Here is a 17,251-nt window from a genome sequence, read left to right as displayed (position 1 = left end):
CTCCTGCCGTACCTGCTGGGGGTGTCCCGCCCGGCGGCGCGCGCCGGATCGACGTCGCGGACGCCGGGCGGGGGTCACCGGAGGGTGGCCGCGGTCGGCGGCGCGACACCCGCCGCGGCTCGGGCCACGGCGCGGGTCAGGCCCGGCCCACGGTAGATGAAACCGGTGTAGAGCTGCACGAGGCTCGCGCCGGCGTCGAACATCCGGGTGGCGTCGTCCGGGTCGAGAATCCCACCCACCCCGACCACCGGCAGCCGCCCACCGGTCTCGGTGTGCACGAAGGAGACCACCGCGCGGGCCCGTTCGGCCAACGGTCGCCCGGAGAGCCCACCGGCCTGCGCGCCCCGCGGCCGGTCGGCGGCGGCCAGGCCGTCGCGCGACAACGTGGTGTTGGTGGCGATCACCCCGGCCGCACCCCGGGCCAGACAGACCTCCAGCAGCTCGGCGATGGCCGGCTCGGTCAGATCCGGAGCGATCTTGACCAGCACCGGCTTCTCCCCCACCAGCGCCGCCAGCAGGGCGTCCAGGTGCTCCTTGTCCTGCAACGACCGCAGCCCCGGGGTGTTCGGCGAGGAGACGTTGACCGCGAAGTAGTCGCCGTGGGAACGCAACGCCCGGTAGGAGGCGAGGTAGTCCTCGACCGCCTCGTCCAACGGGGTCACCTTGGACTTGCCGAGCGAGATGCCCAGCGGTACCCCGAGCGGGCGGGGCAACGCCGCCAGCCGGACCGCGAGCGCCTCGGCCCCGGCGTTGTTGAAGCCCATCCGGTTGACCACGGCGGCGCTGTCGGGCAGCCGGAACAACCGGGGCCGGGGGTTGCCCGGCTGGGCGTGCGCGGTCACCGTGCCGACCTCGACGAAGCCGAAGCCCAGCGCCGACCAGGCCGGCAACGCCAACCCGTTCTTGTCCATCCCCGCGGCCAGTCCCACCGGGTTGGGAAACCGCACCCCGAACACCGTGCGGGGGGCCTGGACCAGGTACCGGGCCCGCAGCGCGGCCAGCGCCGCCGGCTGCCGGGCCAGCACCGCCAGCCGGCGCAGCGTCCAGTCGTGCGCCGCCTCGGCGTCACCGCCGCCGAGGCGGAACAGCCACGGACGTACCGCCCGCTCGAAGATCACGCCGGACCGCCCTCGCCCGGCAGCAGGCACCCGGTCACCGCAGTCCCCGCAGGGTGGCGTGCAGATCCTGCAGGGGGCGGACCTGCATGTCCCCCCGGATCCGGGCCTCGATGCCCATCACCGCGGCCGCCACACCGGGCACCGTGGTGACGCACGGGATGTCCGCGGTCACGGCAGCGCTGCGGATCTCGTACCCGTCGGAGCGGGCGCTGGCCCCGGAGCCCTGCGGCGTGTTGACCACCAGGGCCACCTCGCCGCGCAGGACCAGCGACACCGCGTCGTCGTCCTGCCCGGTCTCGTAGTGCTTGCGGATCTCCTCGCAGGTGACGCCGTGCCGGCGCAGCACCTCGGCGGTGCCGGCGGTCGCGACGATCTCGAAGCCCAGGTCCGCCAGGCGCTTGATCGGGAAGATCATCGCGCGCTTGTCCCGGTTGGCCACCGAGACGAAGATCTTCCCCCCGGTCGGCAGCGAACCGTACGCGGCCGACTGGGACTTGGCGAAGGCGTGCCCGAAGTGCGGGTCGATGCCCATCACCTCGCCGGTGGACTTCATCTCCGGGCCGAGCAGCGAGTCCACCCCCTTGCCGGCCGGGGTGCGGAACCGCTTGAACGGCAGCACCGCCTCCTTCACCGCGATCGGCGCGCCCGGCGGCATCGTGCCACCGTCCCCGCTGGGCGGCAGCATCCCCTCGGCGCGCAGCTCGGCGATGCTCGCGCCGAGCGCGATACGGGCCGCCGCCTTGGCCAACGGCACCGCCGTCGCCTTCGACACGAACGGCACGGTCCGCGACGCCCGGGGGTTGGCCTCCAGGACGTACAGCACGTCGTCCTTGAGCGCGTACTGGACGTTGAGCAGACCGCGTACGCCCACCCCGTGCGCGATCGCCTCGGTGTAGCGGCGGACCTGCTCGATGTGCGAGGCGGCCAGGGTGATCGGCGGCAGGGTGCACGACGAGTCACCGGAGTGGATGCCGGCCTCCTCGATGTGCTCCATCACGCCACCCAGGTAGACCTCGCCGTCGGCGTCGCAGAGGGCGTCCACGTCGATCTCGATCGCGTCGTCGAGGAAGCGGTCCACCAGCACCGGATGGTCCGGCGAGATGTCGGTGGCCCGGCCGATGTAGTCCCGCAGCGTCGGGTCGTCGTAGACGATCTCCATGCCCCGCCCGCCCAGCACGTACGAGGGGCGGACCAGCACCGGGTAGCCGATCTCCTCGGCGATCGCCCGGGCCTGCTCGTACGAGGTGGCCATGCCGTGTGCCGGGGCGCGCAGCCCGGCCCGGGCCAGCACCTCACCGAAGGCGCCCCGCTCCTCGGCCAGGTGGATGGACTCCGGGGAGGTGCCGACCACCGGCACCCCGGCGTCCTTGAGCCGCTGCGCCAACCCCAGCGGGGTCTGCCCGCCGAGCTGCACGATCACCCCGACCACGCCCGGACCGCCGGCCGCCCGGCCGGAGGTGTCCTCGGCATGCCAGACCTCCAGCACGTCCTCGAAGGTCAACGGCTCGAAGTAGAGCCGGTCGGCGGTGTCGTAGTCGGTGGAGACCGTCTCCGGGTTGCAGTTGATCATGACGGTCTCGAAGCCGGCACCGTCGGCACCGGAACCGGACGCAGCGGCTGCCCCGCTCGGCGCGCTTCGCAGCGCCTGTACCGCGTGCACGCAGGAGTAGTCGAACTCGATGCCCTGCCCGATCCGGTTCGGTCCGGAGCCCAGGATCAGCACCTTCGGCCGGGCCGAACCGGTCACCTCGGTCTCGGCGTCGTACGTCGAGTAGTGGTACGGCGTGGTCGCCTCGAACTCGGCCGCGCAGGTGTCCACCGTCTTGAACACCGGCCGGACGTCGAGCCGGTGCCGCAGGGTGCGTACCCCGTCCTCGGCCGCCAGCTCCGGACGCAACGCGGCCAGCTGCCGGTCCGACAGCCCGGCCCGCTTGGCCACCCGCAGCAGCTCCGTGTCGAGCACCGGGGCGGCCACGATCTCCGCCCGCAGCTCGACCAGACCGGCGATCTGGTCCAGGAACCACCTGTCGATCCCGCCCGAGGCGGCATGGACCTCGTCGATCGAGGCGCCGAGCCGCAGCGCCCGCTCGACGGTGTAGAGCCGACCGTCGTGCGGCACCCGCAGCGCGGCCAGGGTGTTCTCCCTGGTCGCGTCGGCCGGGTCCGGCACGGTCCAGAACCCGGCCGCCTTCGTCTCCATCGAGCGCATCGCCTTGTTCAGCGCCTCGGTGAAGTTACGTCCCAGGCTCATCGCCTCGCCCACCGACTTCATCGTGGTGGTCAGCTCCGGGTCCGCGCCGGGGAACTTCTCGAACGCGAACCGGGGGATCTTCACCACCACGTAGTCCAGGCTCGGCTCGAACGCCGCCGGGGTCTTGCGGGTGATGTCGTTGGGGATCTCGTCGAGGGTGTACCCGATGGCCAGCTTCGCGGCGATCTTGGCGATCGGGAAGCCGGTCGCCTTCGACGCCAGCGCCGAGGAACGGGACACCCGCGGGTTCATCTCGATCACCACGATCCGACCGTCGGCCGGGTTCACCGCGAACTGGATGTTGCAACCACCGGTGTCCACCCCGACCTCACGCAGCACCGCGATGCCCAGGTCACGCAGGCGCTGGTACTCCCGGTCGGTAAGGGTCATCGCCGGCGCGACCGTGACGCTGTCGCCGGTGTGCACGCCCATCGGGTCGACGTTCTCGATCGAGCAGACCACCACCACGTTGTCGTGCCGGTCGCGCATGAGTTCGAGCTCGTACTCCTTCCAGCCGAGCACGCTCTCCTCGATCAGCACCTCGTGCACCGGGCTGGCCGCCAACCCGGCACCGGCGATGCGGGCCAGGTCCTCGTCGGTGTGCGCCATACCGGAACCGAGGCCACCCATGGTGAACGACGGCCGGATCACCACCGGCAGGCCCAACTCGGCGACGGTCGCCTCGACCTCGGCCATCGAGTGGCAGACCCGGGAGCGGGGCACCAGGGCGGTCGGGTCCTCGACCCCCAGCCGCGCCCCGGCCTGGGCCACGACGTCCTTGAACAGCTGCCGGTCCTCGCCCCGGTTGATGGCGTCGACGTTCGCGCCGATCAGCTCCACGCCGTACTTGTCCAGCACCCCGGCGGCGTGCAGGGCGACGGCCGTGTTCAACGCGGTCTGCCCACCCAGGGTGGGCAGCACCGCGTCCGGGCGCTCCCGGGCGATGACCAGCTCGACGAACTCCGGGGTGATCGGCTCGACGTAGGTGGCGTCGGCGAACTCCGGGTCGGTCATGATCGTCGCCGGGTTGGAGTTGACCAGGCTGACCCGGATCCCCTCCTCGCGCAGCACCCGGCAGGCCTGGGTGCCGGAGTAGTCGAACTCGCAGGCCTGCCCGATGATGATCGGCCCGGAGCCGATCACCAGGATGTGCTTGAGATCGGTCCGCTTAGGCATTCTTCCCACCTTCGATGAGTTCGGCGAAGCGGTCGAAGAGGTAGTCCGCGTCGTGCGGGCCGGCCGCCGCCTCCGGGTGGTACTGGACGGTGAAGGCGGGCACGTCCCTGGCCCGCAGCCCCTCCACCACGTTGTCGTTGAGGCAGACGTGGGAGACCTGCACCCCACCGAAGTCCGTCTCGACCACCTGGTCGGGCACCACCGCGCCGGGCTGGGCACCCGGCACCCGCACCGCACCGGGCTGCTGTTCGCGGCCCGGCCAGGCGACCGCGAAGCCGTGGTTGTGGCTGGTCACCTCGACCTTGCCGGTGGCCCGGTCGAGCACCGGCTGGTTGATGCCCCGGTGGCCGTAGCCGAGCTTGTAGGTGCCGAAGCCGAGCGCCCGGCCGAGGATCTGGCTGCCGAAGCAGATGCCGAACAGCGGCACCCGCCGACGCAGCACCTCCCGGGCCAGCTCGGTCGGGCCGTCGGCGGTGGCCGGGTCCCCCGGGCCGGGCGAGAAGAAGACCGCGTCCGCGCCGGTGGCGAGCAGGTCCTCGATCGTCGAACCGGCCGGCAGCACGTGGGTGGTCACCCCACGGGCGGCGAGCCGACGCGGCACGTTGCGCTTGATCCCCAGGTCCAACGCGGCCACCGTGTACCGGTGCTCCCCCTCGGCCTCGACCACGTACGGCTGCGCGGTGCTCACCTCGGCGGAGAGATCCGCGCCGACCATCTCGGGGGCCTGCCGGACCCGGGACAGCAGGGCCTGCGGATCGTCGTCGACGCTGGAGATACCCACCCGCATCGCACCCCGCTCCCGCAGGTGCCGGGTCAGCGCCCGGGTGTCGATGCCGCTGATCCCGACCACACCCTCGGCGGCCAGCCGGTCGGCCAGCCCACCCCGGGCGCGCCAGTTCGAGCTGACCCGGGCCGGGTCGCGGACCACGTACCCGGCCACCCAGATCCGCCCCGACTCGTCGTCGTCGTCGTTGACCCCGGTGTTGCCGATGTGCGGTGCGGTCTGCACCACCACCTGACGGTGGTAGGACGGGTCGGTAAGCGTCTCCTGGTAGCCGGTCATGCCGGTGTTGAAGACCGCCTCGCCGAAGGTCTCCCCGACGCTGCCGTACGCCTCACCGTGGAACGTCCGACCATCCTCCAGAACCAGAATCGCGGGTTTTCTGACAGTCACTTCACGGCCTTTCCGTCGAGCACGGTCGCCTCGCCGCGCAGGAAGGTCGCGACGACGCGACCCGGGAGCGTCATGTGGGCGTACGGGGTGTTGCGGCTACGGCTGGCCAGGTCGGCCGGCTCGATGGTGCGCCGGACCGCCGGGTCGACCAGGGTGAGGTTGGCCGGTACCCCGGGCGCGGGGTCGACGCCGTGTCCGCTGAGCCCGGCGATCCGGGCCGGGGCGCGGGAGAGCCGCTCGGCGATCAGGTCCCACTCGGGCCCGAGCACCTCCAGCGCGATCGACAGCGCCGTCTCCAACCCGAGCATGCCCGGTCGGGCGTACGCCCACTCACACTCCTTGTCCTCCACCGCGTGCGGCGCGTGGTCGGTGGCGACGATGTCGATCACCCCCTCCACCAGGGCGGCGCGCAGCGCGGCCACGTCGGTGGCGGTCCGCAGCGGCGGGTTGACCTTGAACACCGGGTCGTAGCTCCGACCTGCGGGGCTCCCAGGCTCACCGCTTCCCGCGACGGCACCCGCCCCGCTTCCACCGATCACCTCGTCGGTCAGGAGGAGGTGGTGGGGGCACACCTCGGCGGTGACGCGTACCCCTCGGGCCTTGGCGTGGCGCAGCACCTCGACGCTGCCGGCGGTGGAGACGTGGCAGATGTGCAGGCGGCTGCCGACGTGCTCGGCCAGCAGCACGTCCCGGGCGATGATCGCCTCCTCGGCGACCGCCGGCCAGCCGGTCAGGCCGAGCCGGGTGGAGACCTCACCCTCGTGCATCTGCGCGCCCTCGGTGAGCCGGGGCTCCTCGGCGTGCTGGGCGATGATCCCGTCGAACGCCTTCACGTACTCCAGGGCCCTGCGCATCAGCATCGGGTCGGCGACACAGTGCCCGTCGTCGGAGAAGATCCGGACCCGGGCCGCCGAGTCGGCCATCGCGCCCAGCTCGGCCAGCCGCTCGCCGGCCAGGCCCACGGTGACCGCGCCGATCGGCTGCACGTCGACCAGGCCGGCCTCCCGGCCGAGCCGCCAGACCTGCTCCACCACGCCGGCGGTGTCGGCCACCGGCGAGGTGTTGGCCATCGCGCAGACGGCGGTGTAACCGCCGAGCGCCGCCGCCCGGGAGCCGGACTCGACGGTCTCGGCGTCCTCCCGGCCGGGTTCACGCAGGTGGGTGTGCAGGTCGACCAGGCCGGGCAGGGCGACCAGGCCGTCGGCCTCGACCACCACGGCGTCCGGCGCGGACAGCCCCGCACCGGCCTGCGCCACGACGCCGTCGCGGATCAGCAGGTCGGTCGGCGCGGCACCGACCACGCTCACGTTCTTGATCAGGTACGCGGTCACCGGTTGTTCCCTCCGAGCAGCAGGTAGAGCACGGCCATCCGTACGGAGACCCCGTTGGCGACCTGTTCGACGATGGTGGAGCGGGGTGAGTCGGCGACCTCCGGCGTGATCTCCATCCCCCGGTTCATCGGGCCGGGGTGCATGACGATCGCGTGCTCCGGCAGCCGCCGCATGCGGGGGCCGTCCAGGCCGTAGCGGCGGGAGTACTCGCGGGCCGACGGGAAGTAGGAGTCGTTCATCCGTTCCCGCTGCACCCGCAGCATCATCACCACGTCCGAGCCGGGCAGCACCGAGTCCAGGTCGTAGGAGACGCCGGTGCCGGGGGCGAGCGCGGCGGCGATGTCCACCGGGATCAACGTCGGCGGTCCGACCAGGGTGACCTTGGCACCGAGGGTGGACAGCAGCAGGACGTTGGAGCGCGCCACCCGGCTGTGCAGGACGTCCCCGACCACCGCGACCGACAGGCCGGCCAGCCGCCCCAGCCGGGAGCGCATGGTGTACGCGTCCAGCAGCGCCTGGGTGGGGTGCTCGTGGGTGCCGTCGCCGGCGTTGACCACCGAACCGTCCACCCAGTCGGCGAGCCGGTGCGGGGCGCCGGAGGCGGGGTGCCGGACGACCACCGCGTCGGCCCCCATCGCCTGCAGGGTCAGCGCGGTGTCCTTCAGGCTCTCGCCCTTGGTGACGCTGGACCCCTTGGCCGAGAAGTTGATCACATCGGCGCTGAGCCGCTTCGCCGCCGCCTCGAAGGAGATCCGGGTCCGGGTGGAGTCCTCGTAGAAGAGGTTCACCACGGTCCGGCCGCGCAGCGCGGGCAGCTTCTTGACCTCGCGGCCGGCGACGGTGGCCATCTCGGCGGCGGTGTCCAGGATCTGGGTGGCGGTGTCGGCGTCCAGGTCGGCCCCGGAGAGCAGGTGTCTGATCACTGGGCCAGCCTTTCGTTCGCGACTGCGGGGCTCCGCTGCGCTGCACTCCTCGCGCTCACTGGACCAGCCTTTCGTTCGCGACTGCGGGGCTCCGCTGCGCTGCACTCCTCGCGCTCACTGGGAGGCACCGCCGTAGAGGCGTACCTCGTCGGTGCCGTCGGTCTCGGCGAGGGTGACCTTGACGTTCTCGGCCAACGCGGTCGGGATGTTCTTCCCCACGTAGTCGGCGCGGATGGGCAGTTGCCGGTGGCCCCGGTCGACCAGCACGGCGAGCTGGACCGAGGCGGGGCGGCCGATGTCGCTCAGCGCGTCGAGCGCGGCCCGCACCGTACGGCCGGAGAAGAGCACGTCGTCGACGAGGACGACCCGCTGGCCGTCGATGCCGGCCGGGGGCAGCTGGGTGGGGCCCACCGCCCGGGTGGCGTGGCGACGCAGGTCGTCCCGGTAGAGGGTGATGTCGAGCACGCCGACCGGCACGGCCACGTCCTCGAAGGTGCTGATCCGGTCGGCCAGCCGACGGGCCAGCGGTACCCCACGGGTCGGGATGCCGAGCAGCACGGTGTCGGCGGCACCCTGGGTCTTCTCCAGGATCTGGTGGGCGATGCGGTCGACCACCCGCGAGACGTCGGCTGCGGCGAGGATCACCTTCACCGAGGGTTGTCGCGGGGGTGACGAATGGGCAGCCGCCGGGTAGGCCACAGCGGACCTCCTTCCCCGCCTCACGGGACGGGTCGTTAAAGGATGTCGGATCGCACCGGACGGGCCGACGGGCGACCCGGGCCGGGGCTTACGCCACGTTACCAGTGGTCACCGCGGTGCCGTCCGCCACCCACTGATCCCCGGCTCAGGACGCCGAAATGCGGACAACTCCCCCGCCGGCGACAACCGGCACCACCCCAGCACTTGACCAGTTGTCGCAATCCCCGTACCGTCACGCTCCGTAGCGATCGCTGGGTGAACCCCGAACAGCACTGGGAGTGTCCGTATGCCCTCTGAATACGCCAAGTCGCTGGGCGCCCGCCTGCGTTCCATCCGCCAGCAGCAGGGCCTGTCCCTGCAGGGGGTGGAGGAGAAGTCGAACGGACGGTGGAAGGCCGTCGTGGTCGGCTCGTACGAACGCGGTGACCGGGCAGTCACGGTGTCCCGACTGGCCGAGTTGGCTGACTTCTACCGAGTTCCCGTCTCGGAGCTGTTGCCCGACGGCAGCGGGGTGCGTCACGAGCCCACCAGCAAGATCGTGCTGGACCTGGAGCGGCTCTACGACGAGGCCTCCGAGGAGCTCGCGTACGTGGCCCGCTACGCCCGCGCCATCCAGCAGCAGCGCGGCGACTACAACGGGCGGGTGCTCTCCATCCGCGCCGACGACCTGCGCGCCCTCGCGATCGTCTACGACGCCTCACCGTCGGGCCTGATCGAGCGGCTCACCGAGCACGGCGTGCTGGTCGCCGACCCGCGGGCGTTCTTCGCCTCCTGACCCACCGACAACCGATGCAGGGGCCCGTGCCGTCCGGCACGGGCCCCTGGTCGTCACGGCGCCCCCGGACGGGGCGCGCGGGTCACCGGGTGGTGTACTCGGCGATCCGGTTGAGCAGGCCGTTGAGAAAGCGCGGCGAGTCGTCGGTCGACATCTGCCGGGCCAGCTCCACGGCCTCGCTGATCGCCACCGGGTCGTCGATCTCGTCGACGTGCAGCAGCTCGTAGACGGCGATCCGGGCCAGGTTGCGGTCGACCACCGGCATCCGGTCCAGCGTCCACCCCTCGGCGTAGCTGGCGACCAGCTCGTCGATCCGGTCCAGGTGGGTGGCGACCCCCTCGACCAGGCTGACCGCGTACCCCAGGTGGTCGGGGTGCGGCTTCTCGATCCGCTCGAGGTAGCCGGCCAGCACCTCGACCGGGGGCCGGTCCCGCAGGTCGGCCTCGTAGAGCACGTCCAGCGCCCGCTTACGCGCCTTGCGGCGCGCCGGCATCTGCTGCTTCGGCCCCTCGGCCATCAGGCGCGGCCGAGGTAACGGCCGTCGCGGGTGTCGACCTTGATCTTCTCGTCGGTGGTGATGAAGAGCGGCACCTGCACCGTCGCCCCGGTCTCCACGGTGGCCGGCTTGTTGCCGCCGGTCGACCGGTCGCCCTGCAGACCCGGCTCGGTGTAGGTGACCTGGAGCACCACGCTGGTGGGCAGCTCGATGTAGAGCGGCACCCCCTCGTGGGTGGCCACGGTCGCCTCGGCCTCGGGCAGGAGGTAGTTGGCCGCCTCGCCCACCGTGCCGCCGGGCACGGAGATCTGGTCGAAGGTCTCCAGATCCATGAAGACGTAGTCCTCGCCGTCGGCGTACAGATACTGCATGGTGCGCTTGTCCACGGTCGCGGTCTCGACCTTGGTGCCCGCGTTGAAGGTCTTGTCGACGACCTTGCCGGACAGCACGTTCTTCAGCGTGGTGCGGACGAAGGCACCACCCTTACCGGGCTTGACGTGCTGGAATTCGACGACGGCCCACAGCTCTCCGTCGAGGTTGAGTACCAGGCCGTTCTTGAGGTCGTTGGTGGTGGCCATTTCCTGCCTTGATCATCAATTGGCGGACAGACCTGGCAAGTCTACTAGCCGTGTCGACCCGTCACCCAGGCCCTGCGCCGGACGCCGCAGGTCGGGGCGGGCAGCCTCAGCTGGCCGCCCGGTGGGCGGCCAGGTGGTGCAGGGCGAGCCGGTAGCCGTCCACCCCCAGACCGCAGATCACCCCGGTGGCCACCGCCGAGACCACCGAGTGGTGCCGGAAGGGCTCCCGGGCGTGGATGTTGGAGATGTGTACCTCGACCAGCGGGCCGCGCAGCATCGCGCAGGCGTCCCGCACCGCGTACGAGTAGTGCGACCAGGCGGCCGGGTTGAGCACCACGGCCGCCTGCTCGTCGGCGGCGGCGTGCAGCCAGCCCAACAACTCGTGCTCGGCGTCGGTCTGCCGGACCGTCACGTCCAGGCCCAGCTCCCGACCGGTCGACTCGCAGAGCGCCACCAGGTCCGCGTAGCTGGTCTGCCCGTACACGTCGACCTGCCGGCTGCCCAGTCGCCCCAGATTCGGCCCGTTCAGCACGTACACCTTCGCGCTCACCGACTGATCTCCCGGTAGGCGGCGTGCAGCAGCTCGTCGTCCGGGCCCTCCAGGATCGCCGGGCGGGCCAGGCCGTCGAGCACCACGAACCGCAGCAGGTTGCCCCGGGCCTTCTTGTCCACCCGCATCGTGGCCAGCAACTGCGGCCAGGCGTCGGCGGCGTACCCGGTGGGCAGTCCGAGCGCGGCCACCGCGCTGCGGTGCCGCTCGGCGGTGGCCTGGTCGAGGCGGCCGGCGAGCCGGGCCAGCTCGCCGGCGTAGACCAGGCCGACGGCGACGGCGTGCCCGTGCCGCCAGCGGTACCCCTCCACCTTCTCGATGGCATGGGCCAGGGTGTGGCCGTAGTTGAGCACCTCCCGCACCCCGGACTCCCGCAGGTCACCGGAGACCACGTCGGCCTTGACCCGGATCGCCCGCTCGATCAGCTCCCGGGTCACCGCGCCGGCCGGGTCGGTGGCCGCCGTCGGGTCCCGCTCCACCAGGTCGAGGATCACCGGGTCGGCGATGAACCCGCACTTGACCACCTCGGCCAGCCCGGCGGCCAGGTCGACCGCGGGCAGGCTGTCCAGGGTGGCCAGGTCGGCCAGCACCCCCACCGGGGGATGGAACGCGCCTACCAGGTTCTTGCCGGCCGCCGTGTTGACCCCGGTCTTGCCGCCGACCGCCGCGTCGACCATGCCCAGCAGGGAGGTGGCCACCGGCACCCAGCGCACCCCGCGCAGCCAGCAGGCCGCGACGAAGCCGGCCAGGTCGGTCACCGCACCGCCGCCGACACCCACCACCGCGTCGGTACGGGTGAACCCGGCGGCACCGAGCCGGTCCCAGCACTCCGCCGCCACCTCGATCTGCTTGCCCGCCTCGGCGTCGGGCACCTCGACCGGCAGCGGCTCGACACCGGCGGCGCGTAACCGCTCGCCGAGCGCGTCGGCCAACGGCTTGACCGGGGGCGCGTGCAGCAGCGCCACCCGGGTCGCCCCCGGCAGCAGGCCGGGCAGCGCGTCCAGCAGACCACGCCCCACCAGTACGTCGTACGGCCGCTCGCCGCCGACCGGAATCCGGGTCACCTCGTTCATCACCGGCAGCCTAGTCGAGACCCCGGTGCACCCGGGTGACGCGTGACCACCGTCGGACACCTGACGTTTGACCGGACAGCGATCGGACAGGAGACGGTCGACAACCGAGGAGGGTTCCGATGGCCGACTCGACGCCCGACGCCGCCGACATCCGGCTGCCCGCCACCGTCCTGGGTGTCGGGTTGGGCGGCTTCGTCGACGGCATCTTGCTGCACCAGGTCCGGCAGTGGCATGCGCAGCGTGCCGTCGCCGGCGGCCCGGCGGAGCGGGTGAACGCCGCCGGACCGCGGGTCAGTGCTTGAGCAGGGACTCGATCTCGGCAGCGATCTCGGCCGGGGTACGCCCGTCGGTGACCACGGTCGCCGTGGCCACCTCCGTGTAGAGCGGACGCCGCTGGTCCATCAGGTGCTTGAGGGTGGCCCGGGGATTGATCGCCAACAGTGGCCGGCCCGCGCCCAGCCCGACCCGCTTGACCGCGTCGGGCAACTCCACCGACAGGTACACCACGGTGTGCCCGAACAGCGCCGCCCGGTTCTCCTCGGCGAGGATCGCGCCACCGCCGAGAGCGAGCACCCCGTGGTGCGAGGTCAGCGCCGCGACCACCGCCGCCCGTTCCAGGGTACGGAAGTGGTCCTCCCCCTCGTCGACGAAGATCTCCGGGATCGGCTTGCCGGCCAGCGCCTCGATGTCGCAGTCGGTGTCCCGGAACGGCACCCCGAGCGCGGCGGCGAGGGTCGCGCCCACCGTCGACTTGCCCGAGCCGGGCGGGCCCACCAGCACACAGACCGGCTTCGTCACCGGAGTCCCCCCGTGGCGCCCCGCCGGGGGCTCACCGGATCACCAGGGCATCGAGGTAGCCGGCCAGGTTACGGCGGATCTCCGCAACCGAGTCACCGCCGAACTTCTCGGTGGCGGCCTCGGCGAGCACCAGCGCCACCATCGCCTCGGCGACCACCGCGGCGGCCGGCACCGCACAGACGTCGGAGCGCTGGTTGATCGCGGTGGCCGGCTCCCCGGTGGTCACGTCGACCGTGGCCAGGGCCCGGTTCAGCGACGAGATCGGCTTCATCGCGGCCTTCACCCGCAGCGGCTCGCCGGTGGTGATGCCACCCTCCAGGCCACCGGCCCGGTCGGTGACCCGACGCACCCCGGAGGCGGTCGGCATGATCTCGTCGTGCGCCTCGGAACCCCGGGAGCGGGCCTGCTGCCAGCCGTCGCCGATCTCCACGCCCTTGATCGCCTGGATGGACATCAGCGCGGTGGCCAGCCGGGCGTCCAGCTTGCGGTCCCACTGCACGTGACTGCCCAGCCCTGGCGGCACCCCGTACGCCAGCACCTCGACCACGCCGCCGAGGGTGTCGGCGGCCTTCTTCGCCGCGTCGACCTCGGCGACCATCCGGGCGCTCGCCTCGGCGTCCAGGCAGCGCAGCGGGTCGGCGTCGATCCGCTCGGCGTCCCGCGGCTCCGGCCGCAGACCGGGCTTGGCTGCCACCGGCCCCAACTCGACCACGTGCGACACGATCTCGATGCCGAGGGCCTGCTTCACCAGCGCCTTCGCCACCGTGCCGACGGCGACCCGGGCGGCGGTCTCCCGCGCACTGGCCCGCTCCAGGATCGGGCGGGCGTCGGTGTGGCCGTACTTCTGCATGCCGGCCAGGTCGGCGTGGCCGGGCCGGGGCCGGGTCAGCGGGGCGTTACGGGCCTGGCTGGCCAACTCGTCCGGATCCACCGGATCGGCGGCCATCACGGTCTGCCACTTGGGCCACTCCGAGTTGCCGACCCGGATCGCCACCGGGCTGCCCAGGGTCACCCCGTGCCGCAACCCGCCGATGATCTCGATCTCGTCCTGCTCGAACGCCATCCGGGCACCCCGGCCGTAGCCGAGCCGGCGGCGGGCCAGCTCACGCCCGATCTCATCGGTGGTCACCTCGACGCCGGCGGGCACGCCCTCCAGGAGCGCGACGAGGGCGGGACCGTGCGATTCACCTGCAGTCAGCCAACGCAACACGGCGACCAGTCTGTCACGCCCGGTCGCCGTTGTAAGGAAGGGCCCCTTGTTAACGCGTACGGTAGAGAAGGGCACCCCTATCACCCACCGGGGGGCGGCTCAGTCGCGCGACGGGCGGGGGTGGGTCCGCTCGCGGCGCAGTGCGATCCCGACGGGGACGGCCGTCGCCAGCAGCGCGACCGCGAGCAGGGACCGCCACCACCGGTCCGACGCGGCCTCGGTGAGCGCCGCCACCACGAGCGCCGCGGCAAGTGCCGGCAGGATGGCCACCAACGCCCTCAGGACGTCCTCCCGCAAGCTCGACGCCCGCCCCTCTCGGAACGCCGCCGGCTGCCATCCGAGCCGCCGGGCGGCCACCCCGGCCAGGTAACCCAGCGGCAGCACCGTGACCAGCAACCACGACACCCGCACCTGCGGGCCGAGCAGGATCGGCAGACCAAGGACCAGCAGTACGCCCACCGCCACGCCACTGGACAGGAACGCCACATGCCGCCGGAGCCGGCCCCACCGGACAGACCGTGTCACGTATCTGCCGGGCGTCGCGGTACCTCTTCGTGTCGCGTCGAGACCTGGATCAGGCCGTGGCTGCCCGGTACCACCACCCGTCGGCCGGCAGACCGGAATGATCCATTGTGGTGGCCGGCGGGGTGGAAGTCGTCGCCCGTACCCGGTGGGTTGTCGGCCGGTGACGCGGACCGGCCGGGCCGAATGGCCCCGCCGAGCCGCGGCGACCTGCTGCACCGGCGGCTGCGGTGATCGACGGGAGGCGGCGCGACCGTCGGGGTGGCCGTTCGGGAGCGCTTGCGCCAACGCGGTGCGGAACCGGAGTCCTGACCCCGCACCCGCTGCCCCGCGTGACGGACCGACGTCGCTGCTCCCGCCGTCGGCGACGTCGGCAGGCTCCGCTCCGGCCTGCTCCCGACAACCTGAGCCCGGACGACCGGTCAACTCGCGGGCTACGTGCCGTCGGCGGTGACAGGGGTGACCTTCTCTACCGTAGGCGTTAAGAGGGGGGCCTTCCTTGCACCCTAGATGCCGCGGCCGCGTTTGTGGAGGGTGCGTAGGACGGCGTCGGCGCGGACCACCCGGCTGGCCACCGCCAGCGCGAGGTAGGCGCGCGGCTCGCGGGGGTTGCCGCGCAGCGTCCGGCGGGCCCAGCGCACCGCGCCGCGCCGGTCACCGGAGGCCGCCCGGGCGAAGGCGATCTGGCCGCTGACCCGGGCCTGGCCGGCCGGTTGGGTGGCGAACTCGGGGTAGCGTTCCAGCAGCCACTGCAACGCCGCCGAGATGGTGTCCCAGCGCTGCGCGAAGTACGACCGCTTGTGCCAGCGCACCAGCACGTACGGCACCGACAGGTTGACCAGCGGGGCGCTGCGCGCGGCCCGGAGCAGGAACTCGTAGTCCTCGGCGTAGCTGCCCGGGATCTCCTCGTCGACCAGACCGAAGCCGTCACGCAGGGCGGCGGCCCGGATCACGAAGGTGGACGGGTGCAGCTCGGTCATCCGGTCCCGCAGCAGCTCGGCCAGGGTGATCTCCGACCGGTCGAGCACCCGGTCGACGGTACGGCCGTCGTAGTTGACGCGGATGCCGCAGCTGACGAACTCCGCGTCGGGCACGGCGCGCAGGGCGTCGACCTGGGCCCGTAGTTTGCCGGGCAGCCACTCGTCGTCGTCGTCGCAGAAGGCGACCAGCTCACCCTCGGCGGCCAGGGTGCCGCTGTTGCGGGCCCCGGCCAGTCCGGCGGCCCGCCCGTTGGTGATCACCCGGACCTGCCGTTCCGGTCGGGACAGCTCGGCCAGACCCGGGTCCGGGGTGGACTGGTCGTAGACCACGACCACCTCGATCGGGCCGGGGTAGTCCTGGTCGAGGATCGCGGTGACCGCGGCCCGCAGCAACTCCGGACGGTCCCGGGTGGGAACCACGGCGCTGACCGTCGGGTACTGACTCATCGGGTGCGTTCTCCGTCCATTACCCGGCCTCTCGGCCACCACCACTGCCGACGCGGCCGGTTCGACGAGGCCACCAGTTGCTCCACGATCCGACCGACGCGCTCCACGGCGGCCCGCCGGGCGTCGCCCGAGCCGTCGTCGGTCGACACCCGGAAACGGCCCGGGTCGGCCAGGCCGGCGTCCAGCGCCGCGACGAGCGCCTCCCGGGACTCACAGAGCGCCACCAGCCCGGCGGCGCCCAGCCGGCGGGCGAAGAGCAGCTGGTGGTCGTCGACGTGTTCGCCGTGGGCCGGGTTGCGGGGCACCACGATGGGCAGCCGGCCGTGCCGGCGGGCCTCCAGGATGGTCGCCGGGCCACCGTGGCAGACCACCAGGTCGGCGCTGGCCATCGCGTCCTGCAGCTGGTCGTGACCGAGGAAGGGCACCGCGCCCGGGGTGGCCGGGGCCCGGGTGTGCCCGTGTTGCAGGGTCAGCTCGACCCGGTGGCCGTGGTCGCGGTGCCACTGCTCGATCCAGTCGGTCAACCGGTCGAAGGTGTGCTTGTCGGTGCCGACGGCGACGAGCAGCCGGGCCCGGGCCGGCAGTTCCCGACGCCGTTGCCGGGGGATCCGGGCGGTCACGTCGGGGCCACCGAGGGGGGTCGATCTCTCGCCGGTCACAGCAGGGTCCCCACGACGGTCGCCTCCGGGTACTGCCGGCGCTGCTCTTCCCACTGCACGAGCATCACCGACAGGAACGGTCGGCAGAGTCGGGCGGTGAGCGTCGGGGTGTCGATGCGGTCGTACACCTCGATGTAGACCGTCGGGATGCCCCGCAGGCGGGCCAACACCACGAAGGGCACCGCCACGCCCGCGCCGGTGGTCACCACGGCGGCGATTCTCCGGGTACGCAGCACCCGCATCGCGAGCCAGGCGTTGCGCAGCAGGTTGGGCAGGTTGCGGGTGGTCGGATGGTGGGCGGCGACCAGCTCCTCACCGGTCAGCAGCGACACCGCCTCGGGGGTGTCGAAGGTGACCCAGCACCGGGGCCACCGCTCGTACCACGGGCGCAGCGCCAGCAGTTGGGCCAGATGGCCACCGCTGGAGCCGACCAGCAACAGGACAGCAGGATCAGCCGGATCCTCGACGGTCGGGTCCACGCGACTCCCCAC

Annotated in this window: 18 protein-coding genes; 2 read left to right on the top strand and 16 right to left on the bottom strand. The window is 72.4% G+C overall.

Translation table 11 applies throughout. From position 1 onward, the window contains the following. Positions 1–74: 74 nt before the first annotated feature. The 6 genes from ACN28G_RS07670 to pyrR form a co-directional block, all read right to left on the bottom strand. Complete coding sequence (locus ACN28G_RS07670) at positions 75–1,118, bottom strand: quinone-dependent dihydroorotate dehydrogenase (protein ID WP_091436634.1); 1,044 nt, start codon at positions 1,116–1,118, stop codon at positions 75–77. A 34-nt stretch (positions 1,119–1,152) separates the two neighbouring features. Then, positions 1,153–4,545: a carbamoyl-phosphate synthase large subunit gene (gene carB, locus ACN28G_RS07665; RefSeq protein WP_421478777.1), complete on the bottom strand. Its 3,393-nt coding sequence runs from the start codon at positions 4,543–4,545 to the stop codon at positions 1,153–1,155. Continuing rightward, complete coding sequence (gene carA / locus ACN28G_RS07660; RefSeq protein WP_091436630.1) at positions 4,538–5,719, bottom strand: glutamine-hydrolyzing carbamoyl-phosphate synthase small subunit; 1,182 nt, start codon at positions 5,717–5,719, stop codon at positions 4,538–4,540. Before carA ends, carB begins: the two co-directional genes overlap by 8 nt. Beyond that, positions 5,716–7,050, bottom strand: a complete 1,335-nt coding sequence (locus tag ACN28G_RS07655) for a dihydroorotase (RefSeq protein ID WP_091436628.1) — start codon at positions 7,048–7,050, stop codon at positions 5,716–5,718. The genes carA and ACN28G_RS07655 overlap by 4 nt, the downstream gene beginning before the upstream one ends. Then, positions 7,047–7,973, bottom strand: a complete 927-nt coding sequence (locus ACN28G_RS07650; protein WP_421478776.1) for an aspartate carbamoyltransferase catalytic subunit — start codon at positions 7,971–7,973, stop codon at positions 7,047–7,049. The genes ACN28G_RS07655 and ACN28G_RS07650 overlap by 4 nt, the downstream gene beginning before the upstream one ends. A 114-nt stretch (positions 7,974–8,087) precedes the next feature. Continuing rightward, positions 8,088–8,672 (bottom strand): bifunctional pyr operon transcriptional regulator/uracil phosphoribosyltransferase PyrR, encoded by a 585-nt coding sequence (gene pyrR / locus ACN28G_RS07645; protein WP_091436623.1) that lies wholly within the window; start codon positions 8,670–8,672, stop codon positions 8,088–8,090. A gap of 286 nt (positions 8,673–8,958) precedes the next feature. Here pyrR and ACN28G_RS07640 point away from each other — a divergent pair, with 286 nt between their 5' ends. Further along, complete coding sequence (locus tag ACN28G_RS07640) at positions 8,959–9,447, top strand: transcriptional regulator (protein WP_091436620.1); 489 nt, start codon at positions 8,959–8,961, stop codon at positions 9,445–9,447. A gap of 82 nt (positions 9,448–9,529) precedes the next feature. Here ACN28G_RS07640 and nusB read toward each other — a convergent pair whose 3' ends face one another. The 4 genes from nusB to aroB all read right to left on the bottom strand — a co-directional run bounded on the left by nusB (position 9,530) and on the right by aroB (position 12,144). Next, positions 9,530–9,940: a transcription antitermination factor NusB gene (gene nusB / locus ACN28G_RS07635; RefSeq protein WP_175440762.1), complete on the bottom strand. Its 411-nt coding sequence runs from the start codon at positions 9,938–9,940 to the stop codon at positions 9,530–9,532. Between the two features lie 23 nt (positions 9,941–9,963). Further along, positions 9,964–10,521 carry an elongation factor P gene (gene efp, locus ACN28G_RS07630; protein WP_091436612.1) on the bottom strand — a complete coding sequence of 186 codons (558 nt, stop codon included), beginning with the start codon at positions 10,519–10,521 and terminating at the stop codon, positions 9,964–9,966. 106 nt (positions 10,522–10,627) lie between these two features. Next, on the bottom strand, positions 10,628–11,071 hold the full coding sequence (gene aroQ / locus ACN28G_RS07625; RefSeq protein ID WP_091436609.1) for a type II 3-dehydroquinate dehydratase: 444 nt from the start codon (positions 11,069–11,071) through the stop codon (positions 10,628–10,630). Continuing rightward, entirely contained in the window at positions 11,068–12,144 is a 1,077-nt protein-coding gene (aroB, locus tag ACN28G_RS07620; RefSeq protein ID WP_421478775.1) for a 3-dehydroquinate synthase, read from the bottom strand. The genes aroQ and aroB overlap by 4 nt, the downstream gene beginning before the upstream one ends. A 119-nt stretch (positions 12,145–12,263) precedes the next feature. Between aroB and ACN28G_RS07615 the strand changes: the two genes are divergently transcribed. Next, positions 12,264–12,446, top strand: a complete 183-nt coding sequence (locus ACN28G_RS07615; protein WP_421478774.1) for a DUF2243 domain-containing protein — start codon at positions 12,264–12,266, stop codon at positions 12,444–12,446. Here the strand turns inward: ACN28G_RS07615 and ACN28G_RS07610 are convergent. The 6 genes from ACN28G_RS07610 to ACN28G_RS07585 form a co-directional block, all read right to left on the bottom strand. Continuing rightward, on the bottom strand, positions 12,436–12,942 hold the full coding sequence (locus tag ACN28G_RS07610) for a shikimate kinase (protein ID WP_091436605.1): 507 nt from the start codon (positions 12,940–12,942) through the stop codon (positions 12,436–12,438). The genes ACN28G_RS07615 and ACN28G_RS07610 overlap by 11 nt on opposite strands. A gap of 31 nt (positions 12,943–12,973) precedes the next feature. Continuing rightward, on the bottom strand, positions 12,974–14,152 hold the full coding sequence (gene aroC, locus ACN28G_RS07605; RefSeq protein ID WP_421478773.1) for a chorismate synthase: 1,179 nt from the start codon (positions 14,150–14,152) through the stop codon (positions 12,974–12,976). Between the two features lie 99 nt (positions 14,153–14,251). Beyond that, positions 14,252–14,677 (bottom strand): hypothetical protein, encoded by a 426-nt coding sequence (locus ACN28G_RS07600; RefSeq protein WP_421478772.1) that lies wholly within the window; start codon positions 14,675–14,677, stop codon positions 14,252–14,254. Between the two features lie 503 nt (positions 14,678–15,180). Beyond that, positions 15,181–16,101 (bottom strand): glycosyltransferase family 2 protein, encoded by a 921-nt coding sequence (locus tag ACN28G_RS07595; protein ID WP_421478771.1) that lies wholly within the window; start codon positions 16,099–16,101, stop codon positions 15,181–15,183. After that, the gene (locus ACN28G_RS07590) at positions 16,098–16,760 is read right to left on the bottom strand and encodes a glycosyltransferase (RefSeq protein WP_421478770.1); all 663 of its coding nucleotides are present in this window, start codon (positions 16,758–16,760) and stop codon (positions 16,098–16,100) included. The genes ACN28G_RS07595 and ACN28G_RS07590 overlap by 4 nt, the downstream gene beginning before the upstream one ends. Continuing rightward, positions 16,757–17,239, bottom strand: a complete 483-nt coding sequence (locus tag ACN28G_RS07585; RefSeq protein ID WP_421478769.1) for a UDP-N-acetylglucosamine--LPS N-acetylglucosamine transferase — start codon at positions 17,237–17,239, stop codon at positions 16,757–16,759. The genes ACN28G_RS07590 and ACN28G_RS07585 overlap by 4 nt, the downstream gene beginning before the upstream one ends. Positions 17,240–17,251 lie beyond the last annotated feature (12 nt).

The sequence above is a fragment of the Micromonospora sp. WMMA1923 genome (assembly GCF_049179195.1).
In the GTDB taxonomy this organism is placed as follows: domain Bacteria; phylum Actinomycetota; class Actinomycetes; order Mycobacteriales; family Micromonosporaceae; genus Micromonospora; species Micromonospora yangpuensis.
This window is presented reverse-complemented; position numbering and strand designations above follow the sequence as displayed.

Bases quoted from the DNA above. Each gene is read 5' to 3' on its own strand.
- efp (WP_091436612.1), bottom strand. From the start codon at position 10,521: ATGGCCACCACCAACGACCTCAAGAACGGCCTGGTACTCAACCTCGAC.
- ACN28G_RS07595 (WP_421478771.1), bottom strand. From the start codon at position 16,101: ATGAGTCAGTACCCGACGGTCAGCGCCGTGGTTCCCACCCGGGACCGT.
- ACN28G_RS07640 (WP_091436620.1), top strand. From the start codon at position 8,959: ATGCCCTCTGAATACGCCAAGTCGCTGGGCGCCCGCCTGCGTTCCATC.
- carB (WP_421478777.1), bottom strand. From the start codon at position 4,545: ATGCCTAAGCGGACCGATCTCAAGCACATCCTGGTGATCGGCTCCGGG.
- aroB (WP_421478775.1), bottom strand. From the start codon at position 12,144: ATGAACGAGGTGACCCGGATTCCGGTCGGCGGCGAGCGGCCGTACGAC.
- nusB (WP_175440762.1), bottom strand. From the start codon at position 9,940: ATGCCGGCGCGCCGCAAGGCGCGTAAGCGGGCGCTGGACGTGCTCTAC.
- ACN28G_RS07615 (WP_421478774.1), top strand. From the start codon at position 12,264: ATGGCCGACTCGACGCCCGACGCCGCCGACATCCGGCTGCCCGCCACC.